The sequence below is a fragment of the Streptomyces javensis genome (assembly GCF_039525925.1).
Taxonomy (GTDB): domain Bacteria; phylum Actinomycetota; class Actinomycetes; order Streptomycetales; family Streptomycetaceae; genus Streptomyces; species Streptomyces asiaticus.
Map to the genome: position 1 here is coordinate 43,521 of NZ_BAAAIF010000012.1, position 15,772 is coordinate 59,292.

Below are 15,772 nucleotides of genomic sequence, written 5' to 3' on the forward strand. Positions count from 1 at the left end.
GGGCCTTCACCCGGCCCTGGGCCAACCCAGGGCCGCCCAGAAACGACAACCCAACCGGCAGGGTCTCAGCGCATCAGTGCGCCATCACCGGAACAGCGTCCTCCGCCGCACCGTCACCGGAGCCCGCGACCGCGCCGCCGCTCTCCGGCTGTCCGGCGTTGACGAACGTGATGGCGATGACCGCGGCCAGCACCAGGATGCCGACCGCCCACCAGATGGCGGCGGTGTAGCCGTGCACCATCGACTGGAGCTGGAGCGCCGTGCGGGAAGGGGCCCCCGCCGCATGCGACTTCGCGTACTCGGTGGTGGCGCTCGCCGCGATCGTGTTCAGCAGCGCGGTGCCGATGGCGCCGCCGACCTGCTGCGAGGTGTTGACCATCGCCGAGGCGACACCCGCGTCACGCGGCTCGACACCATGCGTGGCCAGGCTCATCGCCGGCATGAAGGCGGTACCCATGCCGAGGCCGAGCAGCAGGAAGCCGGGCAGGATCAGCGCCGGGTACGAGGTGTCCAGGTCGATCTGGGTCAGCAGCAGCATGCCGACCGAGGCGACCAGGAAGCCCGGACCCATCAGCAGCCGCGCCGGGACGCGGGTCATCAGCCGGGCGCCGATCTGCGTCGAGCCGGTGATCATGCCCGCGACCATCGGCAGGAAGGCGAAGCCGGTCTTGACCGGGCTGTACCCCTTGACGACCTGCATGTAGTAGGTGAGGAAGAGGAACAGGCCGAACATGCCGATGATGGCGAGGGCCAGCGAGGCGTAGACGCCGCCGCGGTTGCGGTCGGCGACCACGCGCAGCGGCAGCAGCGGCGCCTTCACCCGCGACTCGACGACCACGAAGGCCAGCAGCAGCACGGCGGCGGCGACGAACAGACCGATGGTCGGGCCCGCGGACCAGCCGTCGGACTCGGCGCGGGTGAAGCCGTAGACCAGCGAGACCAGACCGGTGGTGGCCAGGACCACGCCGGGGATGTCCAGCCGGGACGAGTTGTGGCTCTCCACCGGCTCGCGGATCACGGCGACCGCGCCGACCACGGCGATGATGGCGAACGGGATGTTCACGAAGAAGGTCCAGCGCCAGTCCATGTACTCGGTGAGCACACCACCGAGGATCAGACCGACGGCGCCGCCACCACCGGCGATGGCACCGAAGACGCCGAACGCCTTGGCGCGCTCCTTGGGGTCGGTGAACATCACGGCGAGCAGCGAGAGCGCGGACGGGGCGAGCAGCGCGCCGAACACACCCTGGAGCGCCCGCGCGCCCAGCAGCATGCCGGTGTTCAGCGCGGCACCGCCGACGGCCGAGGCGGCCGCGAAGCCGAGCAGGCCGACGATGAAGGTCTGCTTGCGCCCCCACAGGTCGGCGATCCGGCCGCCGAACAGCAGCAGTCCGCCGAAGGCGAGGGCGTAGGCGGTGATGACCCACTGCCGGTTGCCGTCGGAGATGCCGAGATCGGCCTGGGCGCTGGGCAGCGCGATGTTCACGATGGTCGCGTCGAGCACGACCATCAGCTGGGCGAGGGCGATGAATATCAGCGCTTTCCAGCGCCGGGGATCGACGAACTGAGCCGTTTCAGGCATGGATGGGCCTACCTAGCGGTGCGGAGAGTGAGAAATGGGACGTAAGGGGCCGGTCAGGGTCAGACCGGCACAGGCCGTTGGGTAAGAGGTAGCGAGAGGCGACGACGCACGTAAGGAAGACGTGTGAACGTGCGCGGAATAAGCGGTGCTCCGGGATCGGCCGGATGCGATCTATGTCACGTCACGGCCGGTGTTGCAGATCCTCCAAGGTCACGGACTTTCCGGGTAGTTCCGAGCGCGCCGGGGTCTGTAGACCGTCCAGGAACAGTTGCAGATGCCGGTGCACAAAGGGCTCGAAGTCCACACAGGCGCTGCCGGGCAGCGGCCGGGTGAGCTGGTTGAGCGCGACCATCAGGTCACCGACGCCGATGTCGGTGCGCAGTCTGCCTTCGGCTTTCGCTGCCCCCATCAGGGCTTCGACGCCGTCCGCCAGACGGTCGCGGGTGGCGATGAGATCAGGGTGCTCCTTGTCGAGGCCGTCGGAGAGCAGCAGGCACAGCGCGCCGATGTGCTCGTCCGCCGCGGCGTGGACGAAGCGCCGCAGCGCCGAGAAGGTGTCGTCCTCCTCGGCCAGGGCGGATTCGGCCTGGTCGGCGACGCGGGACATCACCGAGAGCGCCACATGGTGGATCAGCTCACGGCGGTCCGTGAAGTGCCGGTAGATCGTGGCATTGCCGACCCCCGCCCGTCGAGCGATTTCATCGAGGGGGATGTGCGCCCCGCACTCGACGATCACCTCTCGGGCGGCCGCGACAATGCGCTCACGGTTACGCAGGGCGTCCGCGCGCAGCCGGGGCTGTGCGGACTTCGCGTTCATCGTGTCGGCGGCCATGACAGCACTCCCTTCTGCGTACGGCTTCCACGCGTACCGTTCTCCGTGGCCGGCGCTCCGGCGACTTGGCGGCGGCGCCGCGCCCCGGCCCTGACGTTCGAGCTTCAACTTTTCCGGGGAGTGAGTCCCCGTTTATGCGTTCACTCGGTTAAACGGGGAATGAGTCCCCGGAATTTCTGCGTCCGTACGTGACCTGCCTCACACCTGCCCGGCACCCCCCGCCGCCCGGACGGAGCAGCTCATTCCGCCGTTCGGCGGCACCCCACGGGCGCCCCGGTCCGCGTCGTCACACCGTGGTCGGCAATGGACCAGACGCATGGGACCGCCCGCCCCCGCATACGAATACGCCGCCCCCGCAGAGGCAGCGCGTTCGCCACCGCCGCCGTGCTCACGGTGGCGGTGGTCACCCCGGCGGCGGCTCCGCTTCCCGCGCCCCCCACACCCCCCGAGCTGGCCCCGGCGCCCTCCGCGCGTCCGGCCCTCGGCTCGCTCGCGCCCTGCGCCCTCGCCTCGGGGCCGGGGCTCCAGATGGCCGACGGCATACCCACCAGCCGCGGCTACAGCCGCAGCACCGGCACCGTCCGCGCCCTCAACCTCATGATCGACTTCCCCGATGTCCGCGGCCAGGGCACCGCCCGCCAGCGCTTCGAGGAGTTCTTCCCGCAGACCTCCCGGTGGTTCGCGCAGAGTTCGTACGGGCGGCTGGACTACCGCCCCGAGATGCCGATCACCCACTGGCTGCGGATGCCGCGCCCGTTCCGCGCCTACGGCATCAAGCGCGGCAGCCCCTTCGACCCCGGCTATCGCAAACTCGTCGCCGACATCGCCGAGTCAGCCGATCCCGAGGTCGACTTCCGCCGCTACGACCTGGTGAACGTCCTGGTCACCCCGAACGCGGGGCCGCCGGCCGCGCATGCCGTGCTGTCCGTCACCTACGCCGACAACCAGCACGCCCCGACCGCCGACGGCGTTCCGCTGGCCAATGTCTCCTTCGTCTACAGCCGCCAGGACGACGGCTCCGGCTCGCTGCGCCGCACCGGCTTCCGCGTCCTGCCCCATGAGAACGGCCATGTCTTCGGGCTGCCCGACCTCTATACCCACGGCGGCGGCGACAAGGCGGGCCACTGGGATGTGATGTCCGAGGACTGGGGCCCCGGCAACGACCTGCTGGCCTGGCACAAGTGGAAGCTGGGCTGGCTGGGCCCGCGGCAGATCGCCTGCGCCGCCCGCTCCGGGGTCTTCGCCCACACGCTGTCCCCGCTGAGCCGCGCGGAGGGGACCAAGCTGGTCTTCGTCCCCGTCTCACCGTCCACCGGCTACGCCATCGAGGCGCGGGCGACCGGCGGCAATGACGAGGCCATATGCAAGCCCGGGGTCCTGATCTCCTGGGTGAACACCGGTGTCGACTCCGGCGGCGGCCCCGTCACCATCGTGGACTCCACCCCCCAAGGCCGCGGCTGCACGCGGGAGCGCAATGTCCACCCCGGACTCAGCGACGCGGCCTACGCGCCCGGCGAGACCTTCGAGGTCACGGCGAACGGCATACGGATACGGGTCCGGGTCACCGGCCGGGACGCGGTCGGCGACTACGGCGTGGAGATCACGCGTCGTGCCAGTGGCGGCGCCCGAGGCTGATCAGCAGCAGCTGTTTGCGCGCCGTGGCGGCCACCCGCCGCTCGTCCGCGGCCTCGGGATGGTCGGCCTGCGCCTCCAGGAACGCCGTCGCCGTCATCACCATGTGGTCCACATACAGCTCCGCAAGCATCCGGACATCTTCCGGTGGCCAGGATTCCGCCGGGAGCCGCGGGCAGAAGGCGGTGGCCACCTCGTCCGCGAATCGGTCCAGCTCGGCGGCTATGGCCTGGCGCACCGAGCGCACCCCGCCATGCCGCTCGCGTGCGATGAAGCGGATGTGCGCGGGGTAGCGGCGGACATGCTCGGCGACCGCCTCGACGGTGGCCTCGATCCGCTCCTCGTCCCCGTCCTGACCGGCGAGGATCGCGTTGATCATATGGTGCAGGCTGCCCAGGCTCTCCTCGACCAGCGCGACACCGAGATCGCTCAGATCCCGGAAGTGCCGGTAGAACGCGGCCGGTGCCACTCCCACCGCCCGCGTGACCTCGCGCAGCCCCAGACTGCTCAGGCTCTGGTCCTCCAGCAGCCGCAACGCGGCGTCCATCAACGCGCGCCGCGTCTTCTCCTTCTGGGCCTGCCGGACCCCGGACGTGTGACTCATATCATTCAGTAAACAGCCGTTCGCTGAATTTTTCCAGGGTTCGGCGGGGTACTCTAGAACTCAGTGAACAGTTGTGATTCCAACTGTTCACCGAACAATTACCATCCGCACGCCAACCGCATCCGGATCGTCACTTCGAGAGAGGCACACATGCTCTTCATCGTCGCGGCACTCGCCCTGATGGGAGTTCTTCTGGGGGCGGCGGCGCACACTCCGCTCCCCCTGTTCCTCGCCGCCGCGGGCGCCATCGGCGCCTGGCTGCTGGTCTTCTTCATCCGCGAACGCACCGGACACAAGGGGAGCTGAGACCCATGGCACTCACCGCACCGTCCCGCACCTCCCCGGTCCGGGCGCGCCGGGACGCCGACGGCATGGCCGTCGCCTCCTTCGTGCTCGGTCTGATCGGCCTGCTGCTGTTCAACGCGGTCTTCGGGCCCTGCGCGATCGTCCTGGGGACGCTCGCCATCGCCCGGGACACCCGCCGCAGGGGCCGGGCGCTGCTCGGACTCACCCTCGGCATCGCCGATGTGGTCCTGCTGATCGTCCTGCTGACGCTGGATCACTCCGTGTTCTGGCAGTTCGGCGGCTGACCCGCCCGGCGGACCACCGCCGGCACACCGCCGGCGGTCCGCGGCGGCACACCTCCCCGCACGGCCCTTCCACTCAGTGGAAGGGCCGTTGCCCGTGCGTGACGGGCGTCACCACGCTGGCACGCATGACCGCCTTCGCGAAAAACCAGTGGTACGTCGCCGCCTACGGCCGTGAGATCGGCCGCGAGCTGCTGGGGCGCACCATCCTCGACGAGCCCATCGCCTTCTACCGCGCCGAGTCCGACGACAAGGTCATCGCGCTCGCCGACCGCTGTGTGCACCGCCGCTATCCGCTCACCGCCGGTCGTCTCGACGGCGACACGGTCGTCTGCGGCTACCACGGCTTCACCTACGACACCGGCGGCACCTGTGTGTTCGTACCGGGCCAGAAGCGCGTCCCGCGCACCGCCCGGGTCCGCTCCTACCCCGTCGTCGAGCAGGACTCGCTGGTGTGGGTGTGGATCGGGGACCCGGCGCTCGCCGACCCCGGCGCGGTGCCGCGCGCCCCCTGGCTGGCCGATCCGCGCTGGACGACGGTCGGCGGCATGGAGCCGATCGACGCCGACTACGGCCTGCTCGTGGACAATCTGCTGGACCTCTCCCACGAGACGTATCTGCACGGCGGCTACATCGGCACCCCCGAGGTCGCCGAGACCCCGATCACCACGGAGGTCGACGAGGGTGCGGGTGTCGTCCGGGTCAGCCGCCACATGGACGACGCCGAGTGTCCGCCCTTCTACGCCCGTTCCACCGGTATCGAGGGCCGCATCACCCGCTGGCAGGACATCGAGTACCACGCGCCCTGTCTGTATCTGCTGCACAGCCGGATCGCCCCGGTCGGGGTCCTGCCGGAGCCGGACGGCTCCGACCCCAACGCCTTCCATGTGGAGATCACCTACGCCATCACCCCGTCCACCGACCGCCATGTGTACGACTTCTGGGCGGTCTCACGGGACTTCGCGCAGGACGACGAGGAGGTGTCCACCTTCCTCCACGACCTCAACCGGACCGTGGTGCTCCAGGACGTGGCGGCGCTGAACGTGCTCCAGAAGGCGCTGGACACCGAGCGCGAGGGCTACCAGGAGCTCAGCATCAACATCGACACCGGCGGACTGGCCGCGCGCCGCATCCTCGCCCGCCTCGCCGCCGAAGGGGAGAAGACCGCGCCGGTCGTGGCGTCCCCGTGAGCACGCCCACGGCGGAGGTGTACCGGATCGACTGGCTGCCCGGCACCGATGTGCTGCACGGGGTCTGCCACTGCGGCGCCGAGCGCACCGCGGAGGACCCGGTCGAGCTGTGGCAGTGGATGCTCGCCCACCCCAGCGGACACCATCCCGTCGATCCCGTCGATGATCAGCCCAACGGCCACCGTAAGGAGCCCCGTTCATGAACCCCGGCGCCGAGTACGAGGACACCCTGCTGGTGGCCCGCAGGGAGGAGGTGGCCTCGGACGTGGTGGCGCTGACCCTGCGCCACCCGGCGGGCCGTGACCTCCCCGCCTGGGAGCCCGGCGCCCATCTCGACCTCGTACTCGACGCGGGCCCGACCCGGCAGTACTCGCTGTGCGGCGACCCCGCCGACCGCGCCTCCTGGCGGATCGCGGTGCTCCGCGCCCCCGCCGGGCGCGGCGGCTCCGCCCGGGTGCACGACACCCTCACCGAGGGCAGCACGGTACGGGTGCGCGGGCCGCGCAACCACTTCGCGCTGCGCCCGGCGGCCCGCTATCTGTTCATCGCGGGCGGCATCGGCATCACGCCCATCCTCCCCATGACGGCCGCCGCCGAGGCCGCGGGCGCCGACTGGCGGCTGCTCTACGGCGGGCGCACCCGTGCCTCCATGGCCTTCGCGGACGAGCTCGCCGCCGCCTACGGAGACAAGGTGCGCCTGGTGCCGCAGGACGAGGAGGGGCTGCTCGACCTCGTGCCGTATCTCACCGCGCCGTATCCCACCGCCCCGTCCGGGCCCGGCACCCTGGTCTACTGCTGCGGCCCCGAACCGCTGCTCCAGGTCGCCGAGGAGGCGTGCCGCGACTGGCCCGAGGGGTCCCTGCGCACCGAGCGCTTCCAGCCCCGTACCGACCCCCGTACCGACGACACGGGCGCGGAATCGGGCAGCCGGGCCTTCGAGTTGGTGCTGACCCGCTCGGGTCTGACCCTCACCGTGGAGCCGGAGCGCAGCGTGCTGCGCACGGTCGAGGCGGCGGGGGTACCGGTTTTGTACTCCTGCGAAGAGGGCACCTGTGGGACGTGTGAGACGGATGTCGTCGAGGGGGAGGTGGACCACCACGACTCCGTGCTCACCGACGAGGAGCGGGCCTCGGGCGAGACGATGATGATCTGCGTCTCACGCTGCCGTGGCCCGCGATTGGTGCTGGACCTGTGAAACCGCCCTGAACGGCCGTATGAGCCCCTCGATGTGAGGTCCGGAACGACCCCGCCCACTGGACAAACAGGTTGGTTAGGCTAACCTAACTACGTCCTCGGGTTGCCGTCCCGTGACCATGTCCCCGTATGCATCGAGAGAGAGCACCTTCATGCGCCAGGCCAGAGCACTCCCCCTCTCCCGCCGCGGTCTGCTCACCGCGGGCGGCGCCCTCGGGCTCGGAGCCCTGGTCACCGCCTGCGGGGACAACGGCGGTTCGGGCTCCGGCGGCGACGACGGCGGCGGCTCCTGGTCGTTCACCGACGACCGCAAGAAGAAGATCGGCCTGGACAGCCGGCCGCAGCACATCGTCGCCTACATCGGCGCGGCGGCCGCGCTCTACGACTTCGGCATCGAGAAGCAGATCACGGGCGTCTTCGGCCCGACCACGCTGAAGAACGGCAAGCCGGACGTCCAGGCGGGCGACTTCCCCGTCGACCGGGCCACGTCCCTGGGCAACACCTGGGGCCAGTTCAACGTCGAGAAGTACGCCTCGCTCAGCCCCGATCTGCTGATCACCAACATGTTCGACCCGGGCGCGCTCTTCTACATCCCGGACGACAGCAAGAAGAAGATCCTCCAGCTGGCCCCGAGCCTCGCCATCTCCACCGGCCGGATCTCCATGCTCGAGCCCATCAAGCGCTATGCAGCGCTGGCCGAGGCGCTCGGCGCCGACCTCAAGGCCAAGAAGGTCACCGATGCCAAGGCGCGGTTCGAGAAGGCCACCGAGACCCTGCGGAAAACCGTCAAGTCGCACAAGATCAAGGTCATGGCCTGCTCCGCCAGCGCCGATCTCTTCTATGTCTCCAACCCGAAGATCAATGCCGACCTGATCTACTTCAGCGAGCTCGGCGTCGACTTCGTCGTCCCCGAAAAGCCCGACAAGGGCGGCTACTTCGAGAGCCTCAGCTGGGAGAACGCCGACAAGTACGACGCCGACGTGCTCTTCCTCGACAACCGCACCGCGACCCTCCAACCGGGGGCCCTGACCTCCAAGCCGACCTGGTCCAAGCTGGCCGCGGTCAAGGCCGGTCAGATCACCCCCTGGAGCAGCGAGCCGCGCTTCTCGTACGCGGGCGCCGCCCCGCTCGTCGAATCCCTCACCAAGGCCATCCAGGACGCGAAGAAGGTCAGCTGACGGTCAGTCGACCGGCTGGCCCCGGCCTCCCCACGGCAAGCGAAGGGAAGACCCCCCTCCCATGACCACCGCAGCCACCAAAACCGCCCCCACCACCGCCATCCCGTTCCGGTTCTTCGACGCGCGGGTCGTACGGACCCGCTCGCTCGGACCGTCCATGGCGCGGATCACCTTCGGCGGCGCCTGTCTGAAGGACTTCACCAGCGGAGGCCGCGACCAGCGCTTCAAACTCTTCCTGCCGCACCCCGGCCAGACCGCCCCGGTGGTGCCGGTCGAGGCGGGGGAGGGCTGGTTCACCACCTGGCGGGCGATGGACCCGGCCGAGCGCGGCATCATGCGCTCGTACACGGTGCGCCAACAGCGCCGCGACCCCGACGAGATCGACGTGGACTTCGCGCTCCACGACGACAGCGGCCCGGCCGCCCGCTGGGCCGCGCGCGCCGAGGCCGGCGACCGCGTCACCCTGCTGGGCCCGGTCGTGGAGGACAACGGCGGGGTGGACTTCCGGCCGCCGTCCAGGACCGACTGGGTGCTGATCACCGGCGACGAGACCGCGCTGCCCGCCATCGCGGGCATCCTCGAATGGCTCCCCGCGGACTTCCCCGTCAAGGTATGGCTCGAGGTCCAGCACGCCGAGGACATCCAGGAGCTGCGCACCGAGGCGAAAGCCGAGATCACCTGGCTGGTCCGGGACGCCGTCGCCCCCGGCACCCCGCGCTCCGCCCCGCTGCTGAACGCGGTGGGCGCCGCCGAGCTGCCCTACGGCACGCCGTACGCCTGGATCGCGGGCGAGGCCGGAACGGTCAAGGCGCTGCGCCGCCACCTGGTGCGCGAGCGCGGCTTCGACCGTAAGGCCGTCACCTTCACGGGCTACTGGCGCCTGGGCGCCTGTGAGGAGCAGCTCGTCGAGGAGGCCGTGTCGGGCACCGGCCCCGCGACCGATGACTGACCCCGTCGTCGTACCCGCTCCCCATCCCCACAGCTGAACCCGCCACCGCGACCCACAGCTGAATCCACGACCGCGGCGCACAACCGAATCCATCCGAAGGACCGCAGAGGACCGACCGCTGGACGCCGGCGGCCGACCGCTCAGCGCGCCCCCGCGCGCCCTGCCACCACGTCCAGCGCCCCCGCACGCCCACCGGGCCGTCAGGCCGCAGGCCGCCCCCTCCCCCACCCAGCCGCATGCCCGCGCCGTCCGCACGCCCGCATGCTCGTTTCCAGAAGGGACAGACCGTGAGTTTCCTCGCGCAGACCGCTGAGGACCCGTCGCCGGAGCCGATACCCGGGGCGGCGGATGGCAGGGCCCACCTCTTCAACGGCCGTACGGCGGAACGCTATCGGCGCTCCGTGACCGACGGCGTCGGCCTGGTGGCCGCCACCGTCGCCCGCGCCGAGCGCCCCTTCACCGGCATCACCCCCGCCGAGCTCGCCCCCGAGATCTCCGGAATCGACCTGGAGCGCCCGCTCGGCGATCCGGACGCCGCGCTCAAGGAGCTGGAGAGCGTCTACCTCAAGGACGCCGTCTACTTCCACCACCCGCGCTACCTCGCCCACCTCAACTGCCCCGTGGTGATCCCCGCACTGCTGGGCGAGGCCGTACTCTCCGCCGTCAACTCCTCCCTCGACACCTGGGACCAGAGCGCCGGCGGCACCCTGATCGAGCGCCGACTGATCGACTGGACCGCCGAGCGCATCGGCCTCGGCGAGGCCGCGGACGGCATCTTCACCAGCGGCGGCACCCAGTCCAACCTCCAGGCGATGCTGCTCGCCCGCGACGAGGCGTGCACCCTGGTCGAGAAGGAGGCCAGCGCCGCCGGTGAGACGATCGCCAAATCCGCGATCCTGCCCCGGCTGCGCATCCTCACCTCCCAGGTCAGCCACTTCTCCATCCAGAAGGCCGCCGCCATCCTGGGGCTCGGCTACGAGGCCGTCATCCCGGTCCCGTGCGACCAGGACCGCCGTATGCGGACCGTCTCCCTCGCCCATGAGCTGGACCGCTGCTGCCGCGAGGGCCTGATCGTCATGGCCGTCGTGGCCACCGCGGGCACCACCGACTTCGGTTCCATCGACCCGCTGCCCGAGATCGCCGAGCTGTGCGCCCGGCACGGCACCTGGCTGCACGTGGACGCCGCGTACGGCTGCGGACTGCTGGCCTCCCCGACCCGCCGCCACCTCCTGGATGGCATCGAGCGCGCCGACTCGGTGACCGTGGACTACCACAAGTCCTTCTTCCAGCCGGTCAGCTGCAGCGCCCTTCTGGTCCGCGACCGCGCCACGCTCAGCCACGCCACGTATCACGCGGACTACCTCAACCCCGAGCGCAGCGCCCGGAACCTGATCCCCAACCAGGTGGACAAGTCCATCCAGACCACCCGCCGCTTCGACGCGCTCAAACTGTGGCTGACGCTGCGGATCATGGGTGCGGACGCCGTCGGGGCGCTCTTCGACGAGGTGGTGGAGCGGGCCGCCGAGGCATGGACCCTGCTGGACACCGATCCGCGCTACGAGGTGGTCACCGAGCCCCAGCTGTCCACGCTGGTCTTCCGCTACGTACCGCCGTCCGACGGGCCGTGCGACCCCGACCTCGTCGACCGCGCCAATCTGCACGCCCGTGACGCGCTGGCCGCCTCCGGCGCGGCCGTCGTCGCCGGAACCGTCGTCGACGGCCGTCACCACCTCAAGTTCACCCTGCTCAACCCGGAGACCTCGCTGGGCGACATCGCGTATGTCCTCGATCTGCTGGCCGAACACGCCGGTCAGTACCTGGCCCTCCACATCGAGCCCGAGCTCAGCGGCCCCCGCCACTCGCGCGCCAGTTGAGCCCCTTCACCCCGCCGGAGACCCTCGTGCCCACCCCGCACACCCACGACTTCATCGCGGTCGGGCTCGGCCCCTACAACCTGGGCCTTGCCTGCCTCACCGAGCCGATCGACGAACTCGACGGACTGTTCCTGGAGAGCAAGCCCGACTTCGACTGGCATCCGGGCATGCTGCTGGACGGCGTCACCCTCCAGACCCCGTTCATGGCCGACCTGGTGACCCTGGCCGACCCCACCTCCCCGTACTCCTTCCTCAGCTACCTCAAGGAATCGGGACGGCTGTACTCCTTCTACATCCGCGAGATCTTCTATCCGCTGCGCGCCGAGTACAACGACTACTGCCGCTGGGCCGCCGCGAAACTCCCGTCCATCCGCTTCGGCCACCAGGTGACGAGCGTCGCGTACGACGAGGCCGACGGCCTCTACACGGTGCGCGCCCTGCGTCCCGCGAGCGGCGAGACCACCACCCACCGCGCCCGCCATCTGGTGCTGGGCACCGGCACCCCGCCGTATCTGCCCGAGGTGTGCCGGGGCCTGGGCGGCGATCTGCTGCACAACACGGACTACCTGGAGAACAAGCGGGAGCTCCAGTCCAAGGAGTCCATCACCGTCGTCGGCAGCGGCCAGAGCGCGGCCGAGATCTACCAGGACCTGCTCGCAGACATCGACACGCACGGCTACCGGCTGAACTGGGTGACCCGCTCCCCGCGCTTCTTCCCGCTGGAGTACACCAAACTCACCCTGGAGATGACCTCGCCCGAGTACGTGGACTACTTCCACGCGCTCCCCGAGGACACCCGCTACCGGCTGGAGGGTGAGCAGAAGGGCCTGTTCAAGGGGATCGACGCCGACCTCATCAACGGCATCTTCGACCTCCTGTACCAGAAGAGCGTGACCGGCCCGGTGCCCACGCGGCTGCTGACCAACACCGCGCTCACCGACGCGGCGTACGACGAGCGGTCCGCCACGTACACCCTGGGGCTGCGCCACACCGAGCAGGAGCGGGACTTCTCGCTGACCACCCAGGGGCTCGTCCTGGCCACCGGCTACCGCTACCAGGTGCCCGCCTTCCTGGACCCGGTGCGCGACCGCATCCGCTGGGACCGCCACGGCCGCTTCGACGTCGCCCGCAACTACAGCATCGACACCACCGGGCGCGGCATCTTCCTCCAGAACGGCGCCACCCACGCCCACAGCCTGACCTCCCCGGACCTGGGCATGGGCCCGTACCGCAACTCGTGGATCATCCGTGAGCTGCTGGGGCGGGAGCACTATCCGGTGGAGAAGTCCATCGCCTTCCAGGAGTTCGGCGCACCGGAAGGAGCCGTGTCATGACCCCCCCGCCGCTTTTCGAGCACACCGACGCGCGCCTGGGCACCTTCGCCCTGCGCGCCCTGGACCCGGCGGCCGACGCCGCGCTGCTGCACGGCTGGGTGACCCACCCCAAGGCGTCGTTCTGGATGATGCAGGAGGCGGACGAGGCGGAGGTCGCCGCCGAGTACCGCAGGATCCACGAGCATCCGCACCATGACGCGTTCATCGGCCTGCACGAGGGGCGTCCGGCGTTCCTGGCCGAGCGCTACGACCCGTCGCGGGTGGAACTCGCCGGTCTCTACCCCTCCCGGCCCGGCGACGTCGGCATGCACTTCCTGTGCGCGCCGACCGACACCCCGGTGCACGGCTTCACCCTCGCCGTGATCACCGCCGTCATGGAGTTCTGCTTCTCCGATCCGGCCGTCCGGCGCGTGGTCGTCGAGCCCGATGTGCGCAACGACGCGGTGCACGCGCTCAACGCGGCCGTCGGCTTCGAGATCGTCGAGCGGATCGCCAAACCCGAGAAGGACGCCTACCTCAGCATCTGCACCCGCGAGCGGTTCGAGGCCGCGCGCACCGCACTCGCCGCCGATGCCGACCGGACCGACCGGACCGACCGGACCGAACCGACCGCCCGAACCGAACCGACCGCCCGGACCGAACCGACCGCCCGTACGGCCCGCGACGCCCAAGGAGTGACCCGATGAGCCCCCGCGACGCCGTCGCCCACCTCACCCCCGACCTGTGGGACCGGGCTGGCCGCCTCCTCATCCGCAAGGCCCTCGCCGAGTTCACCCACGAGCGCCTGCTCGCCCCCGAGCTCGGCCCCGACGGCCGCTACGCCGTGACCAGCGACGACGGGGCGGTGACCTACCGCTTCGCCGCCCGTGTCGTCTCCCTGGACCACTGGCTGGTCGAGGCGGACAGCATCACCCGCCACGACCGGACCGGCGCCGAACTCCCCCTGGACGCCCTGGACTTCTTCATCGAGCTGCGCGGACGGCTGGGCCTGAGCGAGGACATCCTCCCGGTTTACCTCGAGGAGATCAGCTCCACCCTGTCCGGGACGGCCTTCAAACTGGCCGGTGAGCCGGAGGCCGCCGCCCAGCTGGCCAAATCCGGCTTCCAGGAGATCGAGACGGGGATGACCGAGGGCCACCCCTGCTTCGTCGCCAACAACGGCCGCCTCGGCTTCGGCATCCACGAATACCTCTCGTACGCCCCCGAGACCGCGAGCCCCGTCCACCTGATCTGGCTCGCCACCCGCCGCGACCGCTCCACCTTCACCTCCTCCGCGGACCTGGACTACGACGCCCTGGTCCACTCCGAACTGAGCGCGGAAACCCGGTCCCGCTTCGCGCGGACCCTCACCGACCTCGGCCTGGACCCGGCCGACTACCACCTGCTGCCGGTGCACCCCTGGCAGTGGTGGAACAAGCTGTCGGTGAGCTTCGCCGCCGAGGTCGCCCGGCAGTACCTGGTGTACCTGGGCCCCGGCGACGACGAGTACCTGGCCCAGCAGTCGATCCGTACGTTCTTCAACACCAGCGACCCGTCCAAGCACTATGTGAAAACGGCCCTGTCAGTCCTCAACATGGGCTTCATGCGGGGCCTGTCGGCGGCGTACATGGAGGCGACACCCGCCATCAACGACTGGCTGGCGTCTCTGATCGCCTCGGACGAGACCTTCCGCGCCGCGCGTTTCTCCATCATCCGGGAACGAGCCGCCATCGGCTACCACCACCGCCAGTACGAGACGGCCACGGCGAAGGGCTCGCCGTACCGCAAGATGCTGGCGGCCCTGTGGCGCGAGAGCCCCGTCCCGTCCCTGGAACCCGGCCAGCGCCTGGCCACGATGGCCTCCCTCCTCCACACCGACCCCGACGGCGACTCCTTCGTCAGCGCCCTCATCGAGGAATCCGGCCTCACCCCCGCCACATGGCTGCGCCGCTACCTGGACGCCTACCTCACCCCGGTGCTGCACAGCTTCTACGCCTACGACCTGGTCTTCATGCCACACGGCGAGAACGTCATCCTGGTGCTCGAGGACGGCGCCGTCCAGCGCGTGATCTTCAAGGACATCGCCGAGGAGATCGCCGTCATGGACCCCACCGCGGTCCTCCCCCCGACCGTGGAACGCATCCGCGTGGACGTCCCCGAGGACAAGAAGCTCCTCTCGATCTTCACGGACGTCTTCGACTGCTTCCTCCGCTTCCTCAACGGCATCCTCGTCAGCGAGGGCCTCCTGGAGGAAGACACCTTCTGGCAGACGGTCGCCGACTGCGTCCTGTCCTACCAGCGCTCGGCCCCCCACCTCGCGGACAAATTCGCCCAGTACGACATGTTCGCCGAGGACTTCGCCCTCTCCTGCCTCAACCGCCTCCAGCTCCGCAACAACCGCGAAATGGTGGACCTCCAGGACCCGGCGGGCGCCCTCCAGCTGATCGGCACACTGAAGAACCCGATCGCGGGATTGGGGCCAGGGGCCTGACCCACCCGACGCCCCCCGACAGCACCGAGGGCTCCGAGGGCACGGAGGGCGCGGAGGGCTCGGACGGCCCCGAGGGCTCGGAGGGCCCCGAGGGCTCGGAGGGCCCCGAGGGCTCGGAGGGCCCCGAGGGCTCGGGCCGGGACGCCCCGGCCCGAGGTGAAACCCGGGCCCCACCACCCCGGAGCACCCGAACGCCCACGTACCCGACCCGCTACACTGTGACGGCGCGCCGCGGCGGCACCATGCCGCCCTGACGCCGGGCCTCCGTAGCTCAGGGGATAGAGCACCGCTCTCCTAAAGCGGGTGTCGCAGGTTCGAATCCTGCCGGGGGCACCATGCATTACGC

Annotated in this window: 14 protein-coding genes, 1 tRNA gene and 1 pseudogene; 13 read left to right on the forward strand and 3 right to left on the reverse strand. The window is 70.2% G+C overall.

Annotated features, from left to right (window positions below; genetic code table 11):
* Window positions 1-73 precede the first annotated feature (73 nt).
* Window positions 74-1,582, reverse strand: a complete 1,509-nt coding sequence (locus ABD329_RS13735) for an MFS transporter (protein WP_198281595.1) — start codon at window positions 1,580-1,582, stop codon at window positions 74-76.
* 181 nt (window positions 1,583-1,763) lie between these two features.
* Complete coding sequence (locus tag ABD329_RS13740) at window positions 1,764-2,414, reverse strand: TetR/AcrR family transcriptional regulator (protein WP_198281594.1); 651 nt, start codon at window positions 2,412-2,414, stop codon at window positions 1,764-1,766.
* Between the two features lie 303 nt (window positions 2,415-2,717).
* Between ABD329_RS13740 and ABD329_RS13745 the strand changes: the two genes are divergently transcribed.
* Window positions 2,718-4,049: a M6 family metalloprotease domain-containing protein gene (locus tag ABD329_RS13745; protein WP_344316394.1), complete on the forward strand. Its 1,332-nt coding sequence runs from the start codon at window positions 2,718-2,720 to the stop codon at window positions 4,047-4,049.
* Here ABD329_RS13745 and ABD329_RS13750 read toward each other — a convergent pair.
* Complete coding sequence (locus tag ABD329_RS13750) at window positions 4,015-4,650, reverse strand: TetR family transcriptional regulator (RefSeq protein ID WP_198277895.1); 636 nt, start codon at window positions 4,648-4,650, stop codon at window positions 4,015-4,017. The two genes, ABD329_RS13745 and ABD329_RS13750, sit on opposite strands and share 35 nt — an antisense overlap.
* Before the next feature lie 150 nt (window positions 4,651-4,800).
* Between ABD329_RS13750 and ABD329_RS13755 the strand changes: the two genes are divergently transcribed.
* The 12 genes and pseudogenes from ABD329_RS13755 to ABD329_RS13810 all read left to right on the forward strand — a co-directional run bounded on the left by ABD329_RS13755 (window position 4,801) and on the right by ABD329_RS13810 (window position 15,762).
* Entirely contained in the window at window positions 4,801-4,956 is a 156-nt protein-coding gene (locus ABD329_RS13755; RefSeq protein WP_046084917.1) for a hypothetical protein, read from the forward strand.
* A 5-nt stretch (window positions 4,957-4,961) separates the two neighbouring features.
* Window positions 4,962-5,240 carry a DUF4190 domain-containing protein gene (locus tag ABD329_RS13760; protein WP_198277896.1) on the forward strand — a complete coding sequence of 93 codons (279 nt, stop codon included), beginning with the start codon at window positions 4,962-4,964 and terminating at the stop codon, window positions 5,238-5,240.
* A gap of 125 nt (window positions 5,241-5,365) precedes the next feature.
* On the forward strand, window positions 5,366-6,427 hold the full coding sequence (locus tag ABD329_RS13765) for an aromatic ring-hydroxylating oxygenase subunit alpha (protein WP_198277897.1): 1,062 nt from the start codon (window positions 5,366-5,368) through the stop codon (window positions 6,425-6,427).
* Entirely contained in the window at window positions 6,424-6,630 is a 207-nt protein-coding gene (locus tag ABD329_RS13770; protein WP_198277898.1) for a hypothetical protein, read from the forward strand. The genes ABD329_RS13765 and ABD329_RS13770 overlap by 4 nt, the downstream gene beginning before the upstream one ends.
* Window positions 6,627-7,622, forward strand: coding sequence for a PDR/VanB family oxidoreductase (locus tag ABD329_RS13775; protein ID WP_198277899.1), 996 nt, complete (start codon window positions 6,627-6,629; stop codon window positions 7,620-7,622). The genes ABD329_RS13770 and ABD329_RS13775 overlap by 4 nt, the downstream gene beginning before the upstream one ends.
* Window positions 7,623-7,773: 151 nt before the next feature.
* Window positions 7,774-8,799: an ABC transporter substrate-binding protein gene (locus tag ABD329_RS13780; RefSeq protein ID WP_198277900.1), complete on the forward strand. Its 1,026-nt coding sequence runs from the start codon at window positions 7,774-7,776 to the stop codon at window positions 8,797-8,799.
* Between the two features lie 61 nt (window positions 8,800-8,860).
* On the forward strand, window positions 8,861-9,748 hold the full coding sequence (locus ABD329_RS13785) for a siderophore-interacting protein (protein ID WP_198277901.1): 888 nt from the start codon (window positions 8,861-8,863) through the stop codon (window positions 9,746-9,748).
* A gap of 287 nt (window positions 9,749-10,035) precedes the next feature.
* Window positions 10,036-11,622, forward strand: a complete 1,587-nt coding sequence (locus ABD329_RS13790; protein WP_309142750.1) for a pyridoxal phosphate-dependent decarboxylase family protein — start codon at window positions 10,036-10,038, stop codon at window positions 11,620-11,622.
* A gap of 26 nt (window positions 11,623-11,648) precedes the next feature.
* Window positions 11,649-12,956, forward strand: coding sequence for a lysine N(6)-hydroxylase/L-ornithine N(5)-oxygenase family protein (locus ABD329_RS13795; protein WP_198277902.1), 1,308 nt, complete (start codon window positions 11,649-11,651; stop codon window positions 12,954-12,956).
* Window positions 12,953-13,507: pseudogene (locus ABD329_RS13800) on the forward strand (GNAT family N-acetyltransferase); the annotation flags it as partial. The gene ABD329_RS13795 and the pseudogene ABD329_RS13800, both read left to right, overlap by 4 nt.
* A 131-nt stretch (window positions 13,508-13,638) precedes the next feature.
* Window positions 13,639-15,426, forward strand: a complete 1,788-nt coding sequence (locus ABD329_RS13805) for an IucA/IucC family protein (RefSeq protein WP_198277903.1) — start codon at window positions 13,639-13,641, stop codon at window positions 15,424-15,426.
* Between the two features lie 260 nt (window positions 15,427-15,686).
* Window positions 15,687-15,762 (forward strand) — tRNA-Arg (locus ABD329_RS13810).
* The last annotated feature ends 10 nt before the right edge of the window (window positions 15,763-15,772 follow it).